This window comes from Mesorhizobium sp. BR1-1-4, assembly GCF_020165375.1.
GTDB classification, from domain to species: domain Bacteria; phylum Pseudomonadota; class Alphaproteobacteria; order Rhizobiales; family Rhizobiaceae; genus Mesorhizobium; species Mesorhizobium australicum.
This window is the reverse complement of the sequence record NZ_JAIUIB010000013.1, coordinates 39,701-56,136: the sequence shown is the minus strand read 5'-3', so window position 1 is coordinate 56,136 and position 16,436 is coordinate 39,701. Positions and strand designations below refer to the sequence as shown.

Sequence of the window (16,436 nt, the reverse complement as noted above, 5' to 3'; positions counted from 1 at the left end):
CCGATCGGACACCGAGGGGGAATTTGACTTTGAAATCAGCAGGATGGAGCCTCGCAAAGGGAGAACGCCGCGCCATTGTGGCAGCGCTCTGCTCCATACTTCTGGCCTCCTGCACATCGGCTGGCGATCCGACAATGTCGGTTGGAATGCCCGGCTATAATGCTTCCGAATCGGACCTCCACGCCGCCTCCGCGGGCAAGCCTCTCGCCGCTGATTCGTCGTCGCAAGTGGCGACAGAGCAGACGACCGTGATGAGCGAAAGCGACACGGCACTCCCCGAAAAGGTTGCTTACGTACCGATTGCCAAGCCTGGGGCCACTTTCCCGCTCACCATACCGGCCGGCGCGGAAACGATCGCGGGACAGACGCCGCAGTCCTTGCAGCAGCCGGTACAGACGGCGCGGCAGACAGACGCGGTCGCCAAGAAGATCGCCGCCGCCGATGCCGCCGCCACCGCGCCGACGCCAGCCGCGGCACCGGTGATGAACAATCCGGTGTACGTGACCGCCGGCGAGGCACCGCAAGCCGACGCGCCGAAGAAAAAAGGCTTCCTGGCGTCGATGTTTGGCGCCACCCCGGCTTCGGCCACGCCTGCTCCGCTGGTCAACACCCGATCGGGCGAACAGCCTGCCGTGCAGCCCAAGCCTGCTCCGCCCGCGGCAAAACCGATCATCACTTTGGCCTCTGCTGATTCCACGCAGAAGCCACTGCAACTGGCTTCACTTGGCGGCGATGCCGGTCACATCACCGGCAGCGACGCCTTGCCCGGCGTGCGCCAGACGGCCCTGTTCGAGATCAAGCGCAAATCCGGCCTCGACGATGAAAGCGACGTCGACCTCAACGAGGACGAAGGCTCGGGCGGCTCCTATCAGGTTGCCTCCGCCGCCGGCATGGCTCGGCTCGCGCCCAACGGCCTCTTGAAGCAGAATGAGAGCGTCGACGTGGCTTGCCTGAAGCCGTCCCTTGTGCGCGTGCTGAAGACGATCGAAGGCCATTACGGCCGCAAGATGATGGTGACCTCGGGCTATCGCGATCCGGCCCGCAACCGTCGCGCCAACGGCGCCAAGAATTCGCTGCACATGTATTGCGCCGCCGCCGACATCCAGGTGCCCGGCGTCTCCAAGTGGGAGCTTGCGAATTACATCAGGACCATGCCCGGCCGCGGCGGCGTCGGCACCTACTGCCACACCGAATCGGTTCATGTCGACGTCGGCCCCGAGCGCGACTGGAACTGGCGCTGCCGCCGGCGCAGCGGCGGTGACGACGGCTAGCGGCGATTTGTCGGCCGGAGCCTGTCAGCGGCGAAGGCCGCGACTTCGTCATCCACGGGCAGAGCAGGAGCGAAGCTCCGTCGCGAACACCCGAGGATGCCGGGGCGCCTGACGTCACCGCAAATTGCAAGCTCTTCCGCCCCCGCGAAAACGCTGATTTGGCAGGTCGGAAAAAAGTTGTCCAAGGCGGCACCTAACGGGTTGCCGGTTGCGCGCAACGCCAGTATAAGCCGCTTCGTCTGAGCGCGCCCATCGTCTAGCGGTTAGGACACCGCCCTTTCACGGCGGTAACAGGGGTTCGATTCCCCTTGGGCGTACCAGGTTTTTCAAGCACTTAGCTGTTTTCTTTCGGCTCTTGTCCAAGATTTGGCCAATATTCATCCAGAATCGCGCGTTTGCCGGCAGGTCCATACGAAGATGCTAGATGCGCCTAGTGCTGTTCTCTCGGCTACCAAAATGCCGCGTCGGCATAGGCCGATCGCCGCTTCGCTCTTGGACTGATCCGCCGCCCAGCTCAATGATTCCGACCAGTGCGCGAACAAACTGAACCATGTCGTTGGCCGTTACGGCTGCCTCGTCAGGGCTTTGCCCAATGTGCTCGGCGGCCGCGCAACATGACAGACGGATGAGATCGTAGTGTGAATCCCTTTCATCCTCCGGAAACGCCGCTATTTTAAGGGCTCGGCGATAAATCAACCGCAGCAATTGTTCGAGAGCTGTTCCGACGACACTCATGCGTTTGCTCCGCATTGGTCGAGCGTTTTCCGGCGTCCAGAGCGCGCGTTGTAACGTCGATGAGGGAGGTGGTTTTCCCGTCCCGTGATGTGGAAGGGTGCGTCACAGCCGTTAACATATCGTTTCTTGCTAATATAAGACGCGTCGCAGAAGCCGCCCTGCAATTAGGCTGGGGCCACGTCTCCTCAGAAATCGTTCGTGTGTAGGACCCATGACGGGGCTTCGCGGGCCGATTCTACAATTGACGATGATCTTACGTAGCGTTAACTTCTTATTAGCTTTTGCTAACAAAGAGGGCTTCCAATGAAAACCGCTATCGTTTGCGCGGCGATTGTGAGCAGTCCCCAGGTGTTCTCTTTCGGGCTCTAGGGGTTGATGGTCGATTTTAGGGAGACGCTCACGCACGAGGCCGGCGAGTTGGCTTTCGCCGAGGAAAGGCGGGCCGGAGCATTACGGCGCAAGCTCGCGCTTCACGATGAAACGGGGGCAAAGCTTAAATCTGCCTTGGACTACGCTGCCTCTGCGGCTGCTCGCATTCATAGATTTCACCCCCTCATTGAGGAATCCCCGCAATGCCCGCGCTGCTGGATATTGCGGGCAAAAAAGGAGCCTTTGAGCAATCAAGTGAGCGGCGAAAAAAACCATTTGTTCAAGTGCCGCGAATGCGGGTACGAGGTGTCCTCGGAGCCTTGAGGCCCGGAAGCCGAAGCCGCCGGGCCAAATCAATCAACCTGCTTCTGGTTAATAGTGGTCGGGCTGCTCGCGGTCGACGCAAACCTCCCGCTCATGGTCGCCACGGGCTCCAGCCGCCCAATGCTCTTGATTGTGGTGGCGGTTCGGCGCGCCTAGTGTCGGCTCCATCGTGCCGTCGTCCTCGTCGTCGCTGTTGTCCAGTTCGCGATCGTCGTAAGGGCTGCCCCTGCCCTCATGGAAGCCACTACTGACGGTCTGCGGGCCGAGCGTACACCAGCCAAGCCACGGTTCGGCATCCGCGCCGTCCTCCAGGTCGCAGTCGGCTTCCATCAGGTCGAGCGCCGTAATGAGGCTCATGGCGCGGTCTAGGAGGTCGTTAAGCTGCTTCTCGACGGCTTGCCGCCATGTCCGGGGATCTACCCCGGCAGGCATCCCGTATGGCTTGAGAAGGCTGACAGGCGCATTCATAGCGTCGTCCCCGACAATGCCGCCTTGAATCGATCGAAGACTTCATCGTTGTACCTCATGCTGCGAATGTAGGCGTGAATTTCAGCGCGAGGCGCGCCGCTCTCATGCATCCATGCAATATGGTCAATCCACCCGTACAGTTGCGCACGATAGGCGGCGGCGATTTCTGGCGGCAGCGTGTCTAACAGGGCTTCGAGGCGCCCAAGTTTGGCATGAGCGCTTTCCCTGGTCGGCAGTGTCGGCGGTGTGATCAGAAGGGCCAGCGGTGCCGGTAACGCCGCTGTAGCGCCAGCTATGGCCGGCAGAGAGGCAAGCCCGGCCAGGATGAGCCGGCGGGAAAACCTTCCGGTGATGATGTGCATTTCCTCAGCAGCGGGCATAGCTTCGCCGGCCGCCGGAAACGTCAGTTTCGGCATGTGGATTGCTCCTGTGTTATAAAAAGACTACACTGTTCTTTTAACGTGACGCCGTGATAACGTCAATCTGAAATGATAACAGGGTTATAATGCTGCCAATTCAATGCAAGATGGCGCGGGTTGCGCTAGGTCTGGGTGTGAGGGATTTGGCCGCCATCGCGAAGGTGGCGCAGGCTACGATTTCCCGATTCGAAGCTGGCGAGGAACTGAAGGAAAGAACAGTTGATGCCATCCGCACTGCGCTGGAAGCAGCCGGCGTCCAGTTCATCCCGGAGAACGGTGGCGGCGCTGGCGTGAGACTGCGCAATCCCCAGGCATCCGGCGGTATCGTCGGCAACGGCTGAAATCGACAAGCCGCTCCCTTCGGGGAGCCTGCTTGCGTGCGCGCCTTGTTTGCGCAATTGTTGGCCGGGGAAATAAACAGGGGGGATTACACTATGCCGCATATAGAGCGCATCGAGAAACGTAAGCGCGGTTTCTTCGGAATGATTTTCTGGTGGATGTTCCTGGCCTTCAACGCGCTGATGGGGCTCTGGATATTCTACGCCATCAAGCTTTCCAGCGAGCACTACCAAGCCACAACAGATGCAGCCGGACAGGCTGGCACTGCGATCGGCGGGACACTTGCGGTTGGCATGCTGCTTTGGCTGTGGGTGTTCGGCGACATCATTCTCGGACTGCTTGTCGCTCTTTCACGCGGGAAGAAAGTCACGATCGAGAGGACGGTGGGATGACGCCTTTTCGCGCAATCCATGCAGATGCGATGACATTAGAGGCCTTGGAAGGCTTCGACGACATGATGATGGAATGCGTGGCGAAGGTCGAAAACTTCGCTTCACTCGCCGTCATGGTGTGGTCCGACGTTTTGAAAGAACTCGACAAGCGCGGTCGGGTTCGGCTGGTGTCGGGGTCTTACGACGAAGTTGGAAGCGCGATCATCCAGCGTCTTAGGTGAGCATCCTTCGTGTTTCGAACACGCCAACACAGGCGCCAGCAAATCACCACGATGCGTTGATGCTCCACGGCTAATGCCCGCTCTGCCGGGGAATCGCAATTAACGGATCGTTGACCGCGCTGTCCTATTCTGAGACAGCGCGGTCAGATCCCAACCCGGACTGCGCAGGCGGCTTCGGCAACCCAGCATCCCCATGCACTGTCGGAGCCGCCACCACACTCTGGGATAAATACCAGCAATGGTTGAATCAACCGTTACTGCAGTTGTTAAAAAGCTGACGGCTCAGGCGGGCGCTGAGAACAAACCGGGGATTCACATTTGCCCGGTTCCGATCTAGATTCTAGGCATGGACCATGCTTTTGATGATATCGCCAGCGCCCTGAAAGCCCCTCAGAACAGCCAGGGGAGCCGCTACAGCGCGTTTGCCCTGAAGATGGCAGCGAACTTGGTGCTGGGCTTCGCAATCGGCCTAGGAATCGCCATAGGTCACGCTGTAGCCGGGTAACGGCCCCGACTTCGGCTTTTAGATCGCCTTTGCCATTGCCTCTTTGCGCTGCTTGGTCTCGTTCATCTGCTCACCACGGTGATGGTTGCAGTGCCAGCAGGCGGCGGCGAGGTTCTTAAGGTCATCCTTGCCACCCTTCATCTTGGCCTTCCGGTGCTCGATGGTCATTCGGGTTGGGCCGCTCTTGGTGAACTCGCGGTTGCAGTAAACACACCTCCCGCCCTGCCGTCTATAAAGCTCACGGCGTGCAAACGCGCGGTATTGTGGATCTCTCAGTGTCGGCATGCTGCCCCCACCGAAAAGAGACCATGGTCGCGACCAGAGGTCAAGTTCCTACATTAGCAACTCCTTGACGAAGAAGGCGCCGGCCGCACCGGTCCGGTGGTGTTCCACTGGATGAACTCGACTTCCTTCCCCGTCACTTCCCGCACTGACTTCAACAGCGCCTCATGCAGGGTTCGCGTGGCGCGGTAATGCTCACAGTGTGGTGATATAAACGGCTCTATGATGCTCTTGTGCAGCGCTTCCGCCGCGACGAGAAAGCGCTCGATTTCAGCTTGGGAAAGCTGTTTTGATGGTTTGGACCTGGCCATTGGCGATCTCCGTTTCGTTGAAGGGTCGCCGCAACAGAGAGGATTATATTCCTTTTCTCGACATGGTTGGCAAGCCCTATCGTCAATCGGCCAAGCTGCCATCGCGGTGCTGGCAACACCTTCGCGATCATTTGCCATCGGTGGCTGGAACATACCCGTCCGTTCATTGTTGGAAAGGATTCGCGCGCCAACGCTCAACGGACGGTCCACGATGCATGGCTGCAAAGTCCTGGTTGCCGAAGACGAGCCGGTCATATTGCTTGACCTTGAATTCGCACTCGCCTCAGCGGGCTTCGAAGTGCTCCTCGCCAGCAATGCCGAAATTGCAATGATGGTTTTCGACGGCCAACCATCGCAAATCGGCGCTCTCGTCACGGATATTCATCTCGGGCCAGGAAAACAGCGGGGCTGGGAAGTTGCCCGATACGCTCGGCTGGGAAATCCCAAGATTGCAGTCGTCTACGTCACCGCCGACCCCGCTGCTTCACGTGGGGGAGTGTCGAATAGCATCATGATCCACAAACCCTTTTTCATGGCTCAGGTGGTCACAGCGCTGACGACGTTACTCAAGGCCCCGGTGTGACATGAGCAAGGCAAGGAACGGGTGGCGTGTAGTAACGCCGACGTCAGACTCCCGCACAGATTTTAAGGGAGAATTCGCCAATGTTTGGACTCTGGGAGTTCCGTAAGATTGCGGCGACACGAGGTGACGGCTTACGTCCAGAGTTCCTCAGGCTGTTTCCGGGACAGCCCGTGAGCGAAGGGCTGACATGCACCCAAGGTGGGATAGCCGACACTGAGCGCATGTCGCCTGCTGCTGATGCGAACCGCGAGCGGTCGGCTTCGATGTCGCCGATCCAATCCGAATTCCAACTGACCTGCCGATGTGAGCGGGCCAGTCAGTCGGCCAACCCGGCATTGTGGTGGACGATCGCATCAAGGACCGTCTCATAGACGCTGCCGGTGTCTTCCTCGATCTCAGTGCTGCTGATGCCGAGCGTTTTGGCATCGGCGAAAAGCTTTTGTGTCAGCTCGGCGACTGAGATGACGTCCGCACCGACTGTCGTCGGAACGTTGGACCGGATCCACTGGTCGAGGAAGTTCGTGCCGCGCGTACTCATGCAGCGATAAAGCTCACAGTGACGTTAGGTTCCGCTAATTGACAGTCCGAGAGGCCGTACCAGTTCAGCCAATGACCATTCCAGCGAATATCACAGTGAGGAGCAGTGACACTGGCACGGCTATAAGACAGCACATCTCGATGGTTCTCGTATTTTGCCGCTTGTCCATCTTCGCCGTCTCGCATTGTTCGCTGTCATTTTGACGCTAACGGGTGGCCCGATGGAAGCCGTTCCGCGCGAGACCGATTGAGAAGCAGTCGGGGTGCTGTATATTAGCAACACCTTGCCGATCCCAGGAATATCTTTCATCGTCGTCTCTCCGACTGCGATCGGTGAAGCGCATTAATATGTGCCGGGTCGCCTTGCCTAGCGTGTCGATGGGTTCGTGGGCCATCAGAACAAAAAAGGAACAAATTCCTTGCCCGTCAAGCCGTCTTGTGGAATCTTTCGGCGATGAGCGACGAACCGATCAGGCTTCCCGACGGCATAACACCAGCGCCGCGCGAGCGCGCCAGAGTTTTATGGCACATGTGCGAGCACACGGGTTGCGCGAAGCACGGAGGGTTCGGCTTTGCTCGGCCTCGCCACGAGCCGCATTGGTTCTGTTTCGAGCACCGAGGCGACGGCGAACGCTATCTCTGAAGGAGGAAACCCATGGCAGATAGACCACCGTATATGCCCACCGGAATTGGCATCGGCATGCTGCGGGACGACGAAACGAAGGTCGGCGTCCTGATTTTCGAGACGGCCGAAGGTAATTTCGATTTCGCACTCAATTTGCAGGCGGTCGACGTCATTCGGAAGGCGCTCAGCAAGATCGAGACGCACCTCACGAACGGCAGAACCTAGACCTCAAACAGATCAGTAGGCCCGCGACCGATCTCGTCGATGATATCGGGCGTGTTGTTGCGCGGCGAACCGACCTTGCTGTCGATCGGCCACATCTTCATCAGATCGGACGGGAAAGGCTTCATCAGATCGCGAGGGTCTTGCTCCGGCCCAAGCCAGCGCATGTAGTTGGCCGGCGCCAGGATCACCGGCATGCGGTCGTGGATGGTCGCCATAAGCGAATTCGGCTCGCAGGTGGCAATGGCAAAGGTCCGCACCAGTTCGCCGGTGACCTTGTCGGCATACTCTTCCCAGATGCCCGCCATGGCGAAGGGCTCATCAGACTTCATCGCGATGGCGTAGGGCTGCTTTTTCTTGCCCGACGCGTCCAGCTTCTGCCATTCGAAATAGCCGTCGACGGGCACCAGGCAGCGGCGCGCATTGTAAGCCTTGCGGAACAAGCCATTACTGGCGATCGTCTCGCAGCGGGCGTTGACAGGTGGCGGGCGGCCGCCACCTTCCCGAGCCCAACCGGGGACCAAACCCCAGCGAGCCGAAACAAAGCCGGCCATGCTGGTCGACAGCTCTTCTCGGATGATGATCGGATAGGTCAGGCTTGGCGCGCCGTTCCAGAGAGGAAAGCTGTTGCCCAGCCGTTCGACCTCGCCAGGATGGGCGAATTCGAACCGACGAACCATGTCAGGGATTGTGGTTTTCACGAAAACTCGTCCGCACATGCACCAGAGATAGGGACCCGAAAGGCAAGAGTCTACTTCGGGACGGCTACTCGATCGCGCCGCCCTCGCCGACAGCCTCCGCCTTCCTGACGGCAGGCAAGCGTTGGCTATTGCTTATCCCGGAAATCGAGCAGCTTGGCGTGACGTAGCTTCTCCTCGCCCTTCAGGAACCGCACGCGGCCGACCAGACCCGGCTTCAGCCATTCTGCCTTGTCGCTCTTAAGCCCCTTTGGAACAGGTCCGCCGACCTTCCCCTGCACGCGATCCCATAACGCTTGCCGTTTGTGAGCCTTGAAAGTGACGAAGGCGCCACCGGCATAGCGGCCTTTGTCGGCCATGAGCACCATCGCGGGTTTCCCCGCCTCACGCTGCACGCCAATGATGTCCATTTCCTTTTCGGCATAGCACTTGATCTTGCGCCAGTTCATCGTCGGCCCGCTGCGGTATGTACTGTCCTTGCGCTTTGAAACCATGCCCTCCAGGCCGGCTTGGTCGACAAGGTGATAAACGGCATCGCCGGTCCCCGGCATTGCTTCGCTGAACTGGATGCGGCCGCCGGTCGGGATCAATGCCTGGAGAATGTCGCGGCGGTCTTCCACCGGCATGTCGCGCAAATCGTGACCATTGAGGTGCAGGAGGTCGAACGCCACCAGATAGAGGTCGCGAGATGGCGTTCGGCTGGTGACGGCTGACTGCATTGCATGGAAGTCAGACAGGCCGGCTTCGTTGATGGTGATCGCCTCGCCGTCGATGATGAAGTCTTTCGCTTCGATCGCTGCTGCTTCGCCGGCAAGCTGGATATAGCGGCCGGTCCAGTCATAGCCGTTTTTGGTGATCAGCCGAATCCCGTCGTCATCCTTGATGACCTGGGTCCTGTACCCATCGAATTTTATCTCATGGATCCACTCATCGCCTTGTGGCGGGGTATCGACCAGTTCGGGCTCCATTGGCTTAACAAACTTCAGACGCATCAACTCACTCACGACCACCGTCGATTCAATAAGCTTTAGCTAAAATAGTTCCGGAACGTTTGGCGTGGCCGGATGTTGCCACCCGCATGACGAAGCTATCTGACCTTGGCCCCCCGATTCCCGGCAAATTGCATGGAGGGAGGCACATTGAAGAGCATCTGCACTTCTACAAGTGCCCGCACTGCGGTCAGCGGGTCGACCAACGCGATCTGCGGCAAGTCTTCTGGCATGAGCGGCCCGGTCATGAGCCGCTGGAGCCAGAGCCTGAGGCGAAGGTGATCGCATTTCCAAAGCGGAAATCCAGCGAGGACGGAAATCCATGATGGGCGCGAGTCAGTCGGCCAAGCTGCCATCGCGGTGCTGCATCGCCTCCAGAATGACTTCGAAGACGCTGCCGACTTCGTCGGTGATCTCCGCCGGGTCGATGCCCTCGCGCTCGGCCGCCCGCATTGCCTCGTCGGCGAGGTCGCTCGCCGCGATCGGATCATCCGTGATCGCATTTGGCAGATGCTCTGCCATCCACCGGTCGAGGAAATTGGCGCCGCGAGTGCTCATCGGGGCATAAGCCGCCGGGAGATATTAGGTTCCGCTTATCCTTCCAGCCACCGAAGGGCGGCCTGCGCGGATTTTAGATTTTCGACGAAGCTTTCAAGCAGCCGCTCGTGCTATGCCTTTCACATGACGCAGAGGAACGACGATTTAGGCTGGCGTGTCCCAGCGGGCTTTGCCGCCGTCGCCGTGGCCGCCCTGCTGCTTTCAAGGATCTGGCCAGACTATTCGACCATTTGCCGTGACGGAGAAGGTGGCGCGATATGCGCCAGAGAATGGATCGGCGCAGCGAGCGGATGGATGGCCGCCATCGCGGCGGCGATCGCAGTCCGGCCGTTGTTGGGTCAGTTACGGGAGCAGCGTAGACAGACGGAATTTGCCCTGGGCTACGCGCCCGCAACCCTAAGCGCCGCTCACGTCATCAACAGCCTCGAGGATGCGGTTCTTCACGTAGTAAATTGGAATCGGTTTCCGTCTGACGTTTTAGCCGTGCGCATGGACGAAAACCAATTTGCAGCTGGGATGGCGATGTCGAAGGTTTCGATTTCCGGAACGCCGGTAGAGCGGGACACAAGGATGGGAACACTCAAGGGCATCGTGCGCATTCCTGGGTGGGAGGATCGCAACGGACCGCCACCCTTTGCCGACGTCACGGTCTACATCACTTTCCACAACGACGCGCCGGAGATCGTTCCTGTCGAGTTCGAAGTTGAACTTATTGTCTATGCGGAAGCGCCATATCGAACGACGCTCCGCGCATCGATGAATATCCGCGCCAATGATTTTTAAAGATGGAGCGATAAAGCTCAACAGTGAACGTTGAGGTTCCGCTAATTGACAGTCCGAGGCGATCATCGTCCCCAAGTGGAGAAAGCTGACCAGCTAGACGAACCACCAAATGGCCGCCAGCACAATTGCTGCAGCGATGAGACCCGCCGATCCAGTCCTGGCATACCTGCGACGCGCCGCTTTGCGGGCTGCTGCTGGCGCATACGCGCTGTAAAGATGCTGGCCGTCTTCGGAGAAGCGGTCGCTGTTCGGGTAAGCTTTTTTTGGCTTCTGCCGTGGTCGAAGTATCCCCATGAAGGACGATGATAAACGAGATGCAGAACGCCCGCCACCCCGTGGGCCCGCCTCCTGGCAGTACGGGCGGGGAAAGCGGGCCCGGTCAGGGGGACATCCTGACCAGCAGCGGGGAGCTGCCACGTTTCGAACTTGCCGAGAAATACCAAGTTCCCACATGCGCACAAAATGCCCGCCGGCCGGAGCCAGCGGGCAGCTGACAGAAGTGGAGAGCCGCCGGAGTGGGCGGCTGGCTCCCGAACCTTTGTCTCTGACTTATGTTCCATTGAGGCCCGCACCCCACCCCACTGTAGAGCGCGGGCCGGCCAGCGTCGCGAAAGACCCGGACGCGCCGCCGCCTTCGCCGAAACTTGCGACTGGTCGAGCTGTTCCCGACCAGAACACTAAAAAGCTGCCGGGCGTAGCCCAGCGGGCTGCTTTGTCTGGATCGGTTAGCCGGCCGACTTCGAGATGACGATCACCTGGGCTGCGATCCTGCCCGGACGCGACCGCGACGCCGCTTCCTATCGATATGGGCGGCGGGGCGCCACAGTATCAAAAAGCAGCAAGCACGCTGCGACCGATAGGACGTCGACTAGCAGTTCGTCCCCGGTCAACCCGAGAAAATGGACGAAATCAAAAGCCAACACCACTGCCATCGCTCTTTGCCGATCATAGGGTCCGGGGAACACATCGCATAGGTAGAACCGTTAGATGACGCTAATGTTCCGATCGGGAATCTACGCGAGTGCCGCCGAAGCGCAAAAGGCCGCTAGTCGATAAGCCGACTTAAAGACTGGGCAGGTCAGCGGGCGTTTGCCAAGTTCACGAATCGCGAGATAAAAAGAAACCCCAGACACCGGCCGAGGCCTCGCGCTGGGGCTGTTCCGCTGAAAACAGCGGGACGTTGTTGCCAAAAAGGTAAGGGAACCGTGGGGGAAAATCAAGGGGGGAAGGTTGCAAACCGGGCGGCCGCATACATCGACGGCTTCAATTTGTATCATCCTATTCGTGAAATGAGCGAGCCGTTTCTCAAATGGTGTAACCTCTGGCGACTGTCTGAACTGCTATGTGCTCCCCACGATCTGGCTCTTCAAAAGGTGGTGCTTTGCACAGCTATGCAGATGCACAGAGCCGACACAATCGGACGCCACAGAACGTTTAACAATGCTCAAATCGCGAGCGGCGTCCAGGTTATCGAAGGGCACTACATCTTTAACGAAGAACTTGGCCGGCACTCTGAGAAGCAATCCGACATCAACGTAGCGCTTTCTTTGATTATGGACGGGATTGATGACATTTATGATTGGGCATTCCTAGTAAGCGCCGATTCCGATCAAGCGGCCACTGCGCGGGTGTTTAAGGAACGGTTCAAGGAAAAGAGACTGGTAGTGGTGGCACCACCCAATCGTTCCCCGCCAGACAAGGCAAATGCTTACGCCGATCTGACATTTACGATCAGCAAAGACCAGATTGAACGCTCTTTGCTCCCCCAACTTGTCCCGAGTCTCGGTGGCGGGTTCATTAGACGCCCAAAGGAATATGATCCGCCTGATTGGTGGATGCCGCCGGACAAAAGACCGAAGCGCAACCGTTAGAACGGCCACGCCAGCGCCAACACGATGGCGCAAGAGGCAATGAGGGCGAGCGCCGGCTTCATGCGGACCCGCCCGGCTTGACGTTGGCGAGTTGTCGCGTCCCCACGTATTCGATCGCTCCGGCAAGCTCGGTGAAGAACGAATCGACGTTCTGCCAATGGATCGCGATCCGCTCAATGGTTCCGTCCGGCCGATCGAACTGGAGCGCAAGGTATTGGCCATCTGGCGAGCTGCCCAGCCAGAAGCCATCACATGCCGCCGCTTCGAAGTCGCCGAACTGCTTCATGAAGTCCTGGCGGTTCTGCTCGACGCGCGCGACGTGCTCGGCCGGCGGCGCCCACCATCTCTCTGGCGTTTCCTTGTCAGACATTTTCATCTCCTACCTGGCCTGCGGCCGGCGCTGGCCGTCGCTTCACTGAGGGCGAACTGCTGAAGCCGCTGCACAGGATCAAACTGCCCGATCAGGTCTATGACATCCTGCGGGCTCGTGCCGTATTGAAGCCTTACGTTCACGGTCTTGCCGGAGAAGCCGGAGGCAGGCGCGAGCTTCACGTCCGCGAAACCGCCGCCAGCAAAGCTCGGCATTGCCATCGAGCGATTGAAGCTGTCAGCAAAGCCGCCGAGGCTGAAGCCGCGCAAGCCGCGAAGAGCGTTCATCAGGTTTTCTCGTGGAATGCGCATGTCGTTGAGTGCAGCGAAGAAGCCGCGCCCATAGTAATTCACAGCCGGTGTCTGAGTGATCGCCTCGCCATCCGACAGCCATGCCGGGATCTTGTCGCCCTTCGGGCCGCCCGGGCCGCTGGCGAAGCCGCCAGATGCAAATCCGGACGAGGAATCGCCACCAGATCCGGACGAACCGCCAAGGCCGACAAGCTGTTTCGCAGCGCTGATCGCCGCCTGGATCTTCGAGACGATGCTGTCGACCAGCGACGAGACGCGACTGAGCACGCTGCTGGCGATGCTAACCAGGCTGTTGAAGACTGCAGTGATCCGTTGCGGCAAGGTGCCAAACCAGTTGGCGATGGTGTCAACGATCTGTTGCGCGATCGATCCCAGGCGATCGACAAGGCCGTTCCAGGCTGAGACGATAGATTCGACAATGCCGTTGAAGGCATCCACGGCCTGTTGCTGGCCCCCCTGGAAGGCATTGACGATCTGCGCCCACAAGTCAGACGCGCCCTGTACGATCGCCTCCCAGGCCGCGCTAGCGCCTTCGGTGATGAACTGCCACGCAGCGGCGGCGCCGGCCTGAATATCGGCCCAGAACACGCCTATGGCGATGCCAGCCCCGACCGCAGCCGCAGCAATGGCCAACGGAATTCCGCCGACAAGACCGGCCAGGAACCCGATGCCCGCCACAACAGCCGCGATGGTCGACCCGAGCGCGGCGAAGGCGCCGACGGCCGATAGCACGGCAGCGCCAAGCGCAAGCTCACCGGCTGTTATGTCGGTGCCGAAAACTCGGTTGATTTGATCGGCGACGAATTGTGCGCCCTCACGAAGCAACTTGAAGGCAGGCAACACCAGGCCATTGAAAACGCCCGCGACATCATTGCCGAACTGGATGATTGCTGCCGACCACTCGCGGATCCAAGGGCTTTTGATGTTTTGCGAGTTGCCGCTCAGGAGGTGTAGAAGATCCCCGAGCACGCCAGCGGTGAGGCTGGCCACCCGCTGCCCGAAACCGACGATGGCGTCTCGATTTTTGTTGATCTCGTCGCGCAGCCCCGCTGCAAGCGTGGTGAACAGCGGCGCGAACAGCAGCCCGAGTTGAATGCGCGTGCCCTTGATCGACTTGCCGAGCGATGCCAGCGTATCGTTGAAATCTTCCGCGACCGCGACCTGTTCGGGACTGAAGACTATTCCCAGGGCTTTGGCTTCCTTGCCGAGATCGATCAGACCTTTCTTGCCGGCATTGAGAAACGGCAGCAATTCCGCGCCAGCCTTGCCGAACAACTCGATTGCCAGAGCCGATTTCAGCGCGCCGTCTGGCAGCTTGGCGAAGGCGTCAGCGACGTCGAGCAAAATCTGTTCGTTGGTCTTCAGCTTGCCGTTCGCGTCTCTGATGTTGACGCCCAGCCGCGTGAAGATGTCGGCAACCGGCTTTGCCGAAGTCGCAGCATCCTTGGCCTTGGCGCCGAAGCGGATCACCTCCACGCCAGTCTGATTGATAGCGGTTGCCGCCTTGGTGCCCAGCGCCGCCGCTTCCGCAATCGCCTTGTTCAACTTCGACATGCCAGAGACGAATTGCTCGTTACCGACATCGGCTTGGCTGGCCGCAAATTCGAGCTTTCCATAAGCATCGATCTGCAAGCCGGTTTTCTGTGCCGCTTTACCGGCAGCGTCGGCCGCTTCGGATCCGGACTTGGCGAGCCCCAGCACTGCCGCACCAGCGCCGCCGGCCGCCGCCGCGAGTCCAGTACCCAGCAGGGCCAGGTTCTTGCCGACGGTTGCGAGGTCAGTTCGCGCCTTCGAAAGGCTCGCTGTGAACTTGTCGAAATTCGCCTTGTCGACCGCCGCCTTAAGTTGCTTGAAAGCTTTCTCGCCGGCCGCGCCCAATGCCAGAAGTTGCGCCTTGATATCGTTGCCGCCGTCGAGCGCGATGCGCTGGGTGATGGTTTTTGCCATTAGTGTTGCGCCCTTTATTTCTAGCGGCGGATGATGATGTATTTGGCGGCGAGACCAGCGATAGCACCGGAAAGAACCGTGCCATCCGTCTGTTCGGTCGACGTCACGAGATTGCCGTTTATCTCAGCGAAACCGGCGATGTAGGTGACAAAGTCGCCCGCTCGGGCCGCATACAAAGCGATACCGACGACGGTGCCGGTTCCGTCGTAGGAGACGAGTTGGTTCGCCGTCATCTTCAGAACTTCGCCGACTGCGAAACTGCCGCCAGCGACGGCGCTTCCACGCGTAATGCCCATTTTGCTCGCGTCGTAAAGCAAGAATGCGCCAGTCGGCTGGCGTTCAGTTAAAGCAGCCATCAGACGCCCCTCGCCAGTTTTTCATTGGTGGCAGCGATGGCGCGGTCCCAAGCGCTCACCTTCGACTTTTCGGGAACCTTGGCGGCAGCCGCAGCAACAGCGGGATCGCCACCGCCAAGATTGGCCCTGTTCTTGGCAATGATGGCCTGTGCCGCCTCGCTCCGCTTGGCGTGAGCGCGAGTTGCAGCCTCAAGAGATTCGCCGGAATAGCGGCTGCGCATTTCGACCACGTGGTCCTTTTCGTCGTCCGTCAGTTTCATGAACGTGTCATAAGCGCCGGTATTGGCGCCCGTTGCGGTGAAAAAGCCGACGAGGTCTTCACGGTCTTTGAAGCCGGATGCATCGCCGCTTTCGATTGCGCGGCGCCAGTGGGCAGCGAAGGTGTTGGGGATCATGTGTCTTCCTCTTTTGCTACGCCCGCGATGCTTGCCGCGCCGATCTTGGCCAGCAACCGGGCGAGTTCGTCGAACGTCTTGATTGTGATCTTCTGGCGGCGCGCTTCCTGCGCGGCCTTCCTTAGGTCGGTCTCGATTTCGTGCCGGCTGGCAATCATCCAATTGTGGACATTGCCGGCGATGATTTTTGCATCCTTCTGCAACCCGTGCTGGCTCATGGCGTCGTGCAGCCAGGTCGAAACCAAGATCGCCCTTAGGTGCCAGTATGCCGCCAGGACGCCGATGACGGACTCCTGCCAGTCGATCTCGTCGACAGTCGATTCCTTGAATTCGTTATCCAGCTCAAGCCGGCGCCGTTGGGCTTTCATCAAGCCGATACGCTCGCGTCGAAGTTCGTCCGACTCGTCCGCCTCCATGGTGGCGATGTAGGCCTGCACTGAAGCGGCCAAAGGGTATTGCCCGCGCTCGACGCGGTCGAACACACCTTCCTCGGCAAGCTGACGAACGCGCCTGTCCGTAAGGTCGAGGACATCGCCCAATTGCCGCGCCGAAACC

22 protein-coding genes and 1 tRNA gene are annotated in these 16,436 nt (G+C 59.5%); 9 read left to right on the top strand and 14 right to left on the bottom strand.

The features are described 5' to 3' along the window. Positions 1–23: 23 nt before the first annotated feature. Positions 24–1,271 carry a YcbK family protein gene (locus LB571_RS25135; protein WP_224598866.1) on the top strand — a complete coding sequence of 416 codons (1,248 nt, stop codon included), beginning with the start codon at positions 24–26 and terminating at the stop codon, positions 1,269–1,271. 245 nt (positions 1,272–1,516) lie between these two features. Beyond that, positions 1,517–1,591 (top strand) — tRNA-Glu (locus LB571_RS25130). Between the two features lie 100 nt (positions 1,592–1,691). On the opposite strand, the gene LB571_RS25125 is transcribed toward LB571_RS25130, so the two are convergent. From LB571_RS25125 to LB571_RS25115, 3 genes are all read right to left on the bottom strand, one after another. Further along, on the bottom strand, positions 1,692–2,006 hold the full coding sequence (locus tag LB571_RS25125; protein ID WP_224598863.1) for a hypothetical protein: 315 nt from the start codon (positions 2,004–2,006) through the stop codon (positions 1,692–1,694). Positions 2,007–2,747: 741 nt separating this feature from the next. Then, positions 2,748–3,056, bottom strand: coding sequence for a hypothetical protein (locus tag LB571_RS25120; protein WP_140716710.1), 309 nt, complete (start codon positions 3,054–3,056; stop codon positions 2,748–2,750). Between the two features lie 107 nt (positions 3,057–3,163). Next, on the bottom strand, positions 3,164–3,583 hold the full coding sequence (locus LB571_RS25115) for a hypothetical protein (protein ID WP_140716708.1): 420 nt from the start codon (positions 3,581–3,583) through the stop codon (positions 3,164–3,166). Between the two features lie 137 nt (positions 3,584–3,720). Here LB571_RS25115 and LB571_RS25110 point away from each other — a divergent pair, with 137 nt between their 5' ends. From LB571_RS25110 to LB571_RS25100, 3 genes are read left to right on the top strand one after another with little or no spacing between them, the layout of a single operon-like run. Beyond that, positions 3,721–3,927 carry a transcriptional regulator gene (locus LB571_RS25110; protein WP_411969740.1) on the top strand — a complete coding sequence of 69 codons (207 nt, stop codon included), beginning with the start codon at positions 3,721–3,723 and terminating at the stop codon, positions 3,925–3,927. Between the two features lie 36 nt (positions 3,928–3,963). Next, positions 3,964–4,317, top strand: a complete 354-nt coding sequence (locus LB571_RS25105; RefSeq protein ID WP_140716703.1) for a hypothetical protein — start codon at positions 3,964–3,966, stop codon at positions 4,315–4,317. Further along, entirely contained in the window at positions 4,314–4,538 is a 225-nt protein-coding gene (locus tag LB571_RS25100) for a hypothetical protein (protein ID WP_140716702.1), read from the top strand. Before LB571_RS25105 ends, LB571_RS25100 begins: the two co-directional genes overlap by 4 nt. Positions 4,539–5,061: 523 nt before the next feature. Here the strand turns inward: LB571_RS25100 and LB571_RS25095 are convergent. Both LB571_RS25095 and LB571_RS25090 read right to left on the bottom strand, forming a co-directional pair. Further along, the gene (locus tag LB571_RS25095) at positions 5,062–5,328 is read right to left on the bottom strand and encodes an HNH endonuclease (RefSeq protein ID WP_140716700.1); all 267 of its coding nucleotides are present in this window, start codon (positions 5,326–5,328) and stop codon (positions 5,062–5,064) included. A gap of 53 nt (positions 5,329–5,381) precedes the next feature. After that, positions 5,382–5,636: a hypothetical protein gene (locus LB571_RS25090; RefSeq protein WP_140716698.1), complete on the bottom strand. Its 255-nt coding sequence runs from the start codon at positions 5,634–5,636 to the stop codon at positions 5,382–5,384. Between LB571_RS25090 and LB571_RS25085 the strand changes: the two genes are divergently transcribed. Continuing rightward, positions 5,623–6,219: a response regulator gene (locus LB571_RS25085; RefSeq protein WP_224598859.1), complete on the top strand. Its 597-nt coding sequence runs from the start codon at positions 5,623–5,625 to the stop codon at positions 6,217–6,219. The two genes, LB571_RS25090 and LB571_RS25085, sit on opposite strands and share 14 nt — an antisense overlap. Positions 6,220–6,535: 316 nt before the next feature. Here the strand turns inward: LB571_RS25085 and LB571_RS25080 are convergent, their stop codons facing one another. Next, complete coding sequence (locus LB571_RS25080) at positions 6,536–6,757, bottom strand: DUF768 domain-containing protein (protein ID WP_140716696.1); 222 nt, start codon at positions 6,755–6,757, stop codon at positions 6,536–6,538. A gap of 654 nt (positions 6,758–7,411) precedes the next feature. On the opposite strand from LB571_RS25080, the gene LB571_RS25075 reads away from it, so the two are divergent. Beyond that, the gene (locus tag LB571_RS25075; protein WP_140716692.1) at positions 7,412–7,606 is read left to right on the top strand and encodes a hypothetical protein; all 195 of its coding nucleotides are present in this window, start codon (positions 7,412–7,414) and stop codon (positions 7,604–7,606) included. On the opposite strand, the gene LB571_RS25070 is transcribed toward LB571_RS25075, so the two are convergent. The 3 genes from LB571_RS25070 to LB571_RS25060 form a co-directional block, all read right to left on the bottom strand. Then, positions 7,603–8,322, bottom strand: coding sequence for an SOS response-associated peptidase (locus tag LB571_RS25070; protein ID WP_224598857.1), 720 nt, complete (start codon positions 8,320–8,322; stop codon positions 7,603–7,605). The two genes, LB571_RS25075 and LB571_RS25070, sit on opposite strands and share 4 nt — an antisense overlap. Before the next feature lie 107 nt (positions 8,323–8,429). Next, positions 8,430–9,293 carry an RNA ligase family protein gene (locus LB571_RS25065; protein ID WP_224598845.1) on the bottom strand — a complete coding sequence of 288 codons (864 nt, stop codon included), beginning with the start codon at positions 9,291–9,293 and terminating at the stop codon, positions 8,430–8,432. 333 nt (positions 9,294–9,626) lie between these two features. Then, positions 9,627–9,848 (bottom strand): DUF768 domain-containing protein, encoded by a 222-nt coding sequence (locus LB571_RS25060; RefSeq protein ID WP_140716684.1) that lies wholly within the window; start codon positions 9,846–9,848, stop codon positions 9,627–9,629. A 123-nt stretch (positions 9,849–9,971) separates the two neighbouring features. On the opposite strand from LB571_RS25060, the gene LB571_RS25055 reads away from it, so the two are divergent. Together LB571_RS25055 and LB571_RS25050 are read left to right on the top strand one after the other, a co-directional pair. Further along, positions 9,972–10,631: a hypothetical protein gene (locus LB571_RS25055; RefSeq protein WP_140716682.1), complete on the top strand. Its 660-nt coding sequence runs from the start codon at positions 9,972–9,974 to the stop codon at positions 10,629–10,631. A 1,205-nt stretch (positions 10,632–11,836) separates the two neighbouring features. Then, the gene (locus LB571_RS25050) at positions 11,837–12,502 is read left to right on the top strand and encodes an NYN domain-containing protein (protein ID WP_181173025.1); all 666 of its coding nucleotides are present in this window, start codon (positions 11,837–11,839) and stop codon (positions 12,500–12,502) included. Positions 12,503–12,560: 58 nt separating this feature from the next. Here LB571_RS25050 and LB571_RS25045 read toward each other — a convergent pair whose 3' ends face one another. From LB571_RS25045 to LB571_RS25025, 5 genes are all read right to left on the bottom strand, one after another. Beyond that, complete coding sequence (locus tag LB571_RS25045; protein ID WP_140716678.1) at positions 12,561–12,872, bottom strand: hypothetical protein; 312 nt, start codon at positions 12,870–12,872, stop codon at positions 12,561–12,563. Between the two features lie 2 nt (positions 12,873–12,874). Next, positions 12,875–15,061, bottom strand: a complete 2,187-nt coding sequence (locus tag LB571_RS25040) for a hypothetical protein (RefSeq protein ID WP_140716676.1) — start codon at positions 15,059–15,061, stop codon at positions 12,875–12,877. Positions 15,062–15,150: 89 nt separating this feature from the next. Beyond that, on the bottom strand, positions 15,151–15,486 hold the full coding sequence (locus LB571_RS25035) for a hypothetical protein (protein ID WP_140716674.1): 336 nt from the start codon (positions 15,484–15,486) through the stop codon (positions 15,151–15,153). Then, the gene (locus LB571_RS25030) at positions 15,486–15,881 is read right to left on the bottom strand and encodes a hypothetical protein (RefSeq protein ID WP_140716672.1); all 396 of its coding nucleotides are present in this window, start codon (positions 15,879–15,881) and stop codon (positions 15,486–15,488) included. The genes LB571_RS25035 and LB571_RS25030 overlap by 1 nt, the downstream gene beginning before the upstream one ends. Beyond that, on the bottom strand, positions 15,878–16,420 hold the full coding sequence (locus LB571_RS25025; RefSeq protein ID WP_224598843.1) for a hypothetical protein: 543 nt from the start codon (positions 16,418–16,420) through the stop codon (positions 15,878–15,880). The genes LB571_RS25030 and LB571_RS25025 overlap by 4 nt, the downstream gene beginning before the upstream one ends. Between the last annotated feature and the right edge of the window lie 16 nt (positions 16,421–16,436).

Excerpts from the sequence above, each read along its gene's own strand:
- LB571_RS25090 (WP_140716698.1), bottom strand. The coding sequence starts at position 5,636 with ATGGCCAGGTCCAAACCATCAAAACAGCTTTCCCAAGCTGAAATCGAG.
- LB571_RS25045 (WP_140716678.1), bottom strand. The coding sequence starts at position 12,872 with ATGTCTGACAAGGAAACGCCAGAGAGATGGTGGGCGCCGCCGGCCGAG.
- LB571_RS25070 (WP_224598857.1), bottom strand. The coding sequence starts at position 8,322 with ATGTGCGGACGAGTTTTCGTGAAAACCACAATCCCTGACATGGTTCGT.
- LB571_RS25080 (WP_140716696.1), bottom strand. The coding sequence starts at position 6,757 with ATGAGTACGCGCGGCACGAACTTCCTCGACCAGTGGATCCGGTCCAAC.
- LB571_RS25075 (WP_140716692.1), top strand. The coding sequence starts at position 7,412 with ATGGCAGATAGACCACCGTATATGCCCACCGGAATTGGCATCGGCATG.
- LB571_RS25030 (WP_140716672.1), bottom strand. The coding sequence starts at position 15,881 with ATGATCCCCAACACCTTCGCTGCCCACTGGCGCCGCGCAATCGAAAGC.
- LB571_RS25035 (WP_140716674.1), bottom strand. The coding sequence starts at position 15,486 with ATGGCTGCTTTAACTGAACGCCAGCCGACTGGCGCATTCTTGCTTTAC.
- LB571_RS25115 (WP_140716708.1), bottom strand. The coding sequence starts at position 3,583 with ATGCCGAAACTGACGTTTCCGGCGGCCGGCGAAGCTATGCCCGCTGCT.
- LB571_RS25055 (WP_140716682.1), top strand. The coding sequence starts at position 9,972 with ATGACGCAGAGGAACGACGATTTAGGCTGGCGTGTCCCAGCGGGCTTT.
- LB571_RS25100 (WP_140716702.1), top strand. The coding sequence starts at position 4,314 with ATGACGCCTTTTCGCGCAATCCATGCAGATGCGATGACATTAGAGGCC.
- LB571_RS25095 (WP_140716700.1), bottom strand. The coding sequence starts at position 5,328 with ATGCCGACACTGAGAGATCCACAATACCGCGCGTTTGCACGCCGTGAG.
- LB571_RS25120 (WP_140716710.1), bottom strand. The coding sequence starts at position 3,056 with ATGAGCCTCATTACGGCGCTCGACCTGATGGAAGCCGACTGCGACCTG.
- LB571_RS25065 (WP_224598845.1), bottom strand. The coding sequence starts at position 9,293 with ATGCGTCTGAAGTTTGTTAAGCCAATGGAGCCCGAACTGGTCGATACC.
- LB571_RS25125 (WP_224598863.1), bottom strand. The coding sequence starts at position 2,006 with ATGAGTGTCGTCGGAACAGCTCTCGAACAATTGCTGCGGTTGATTTAT.
- LB571_RS25060 (WP_140716684.1), bottom strand. The coding sequence starts at position 9,848 with ATGAGCACTCGCGGCGCCAATTTCCTCGACCGGTGGATGGCAGAGCAT.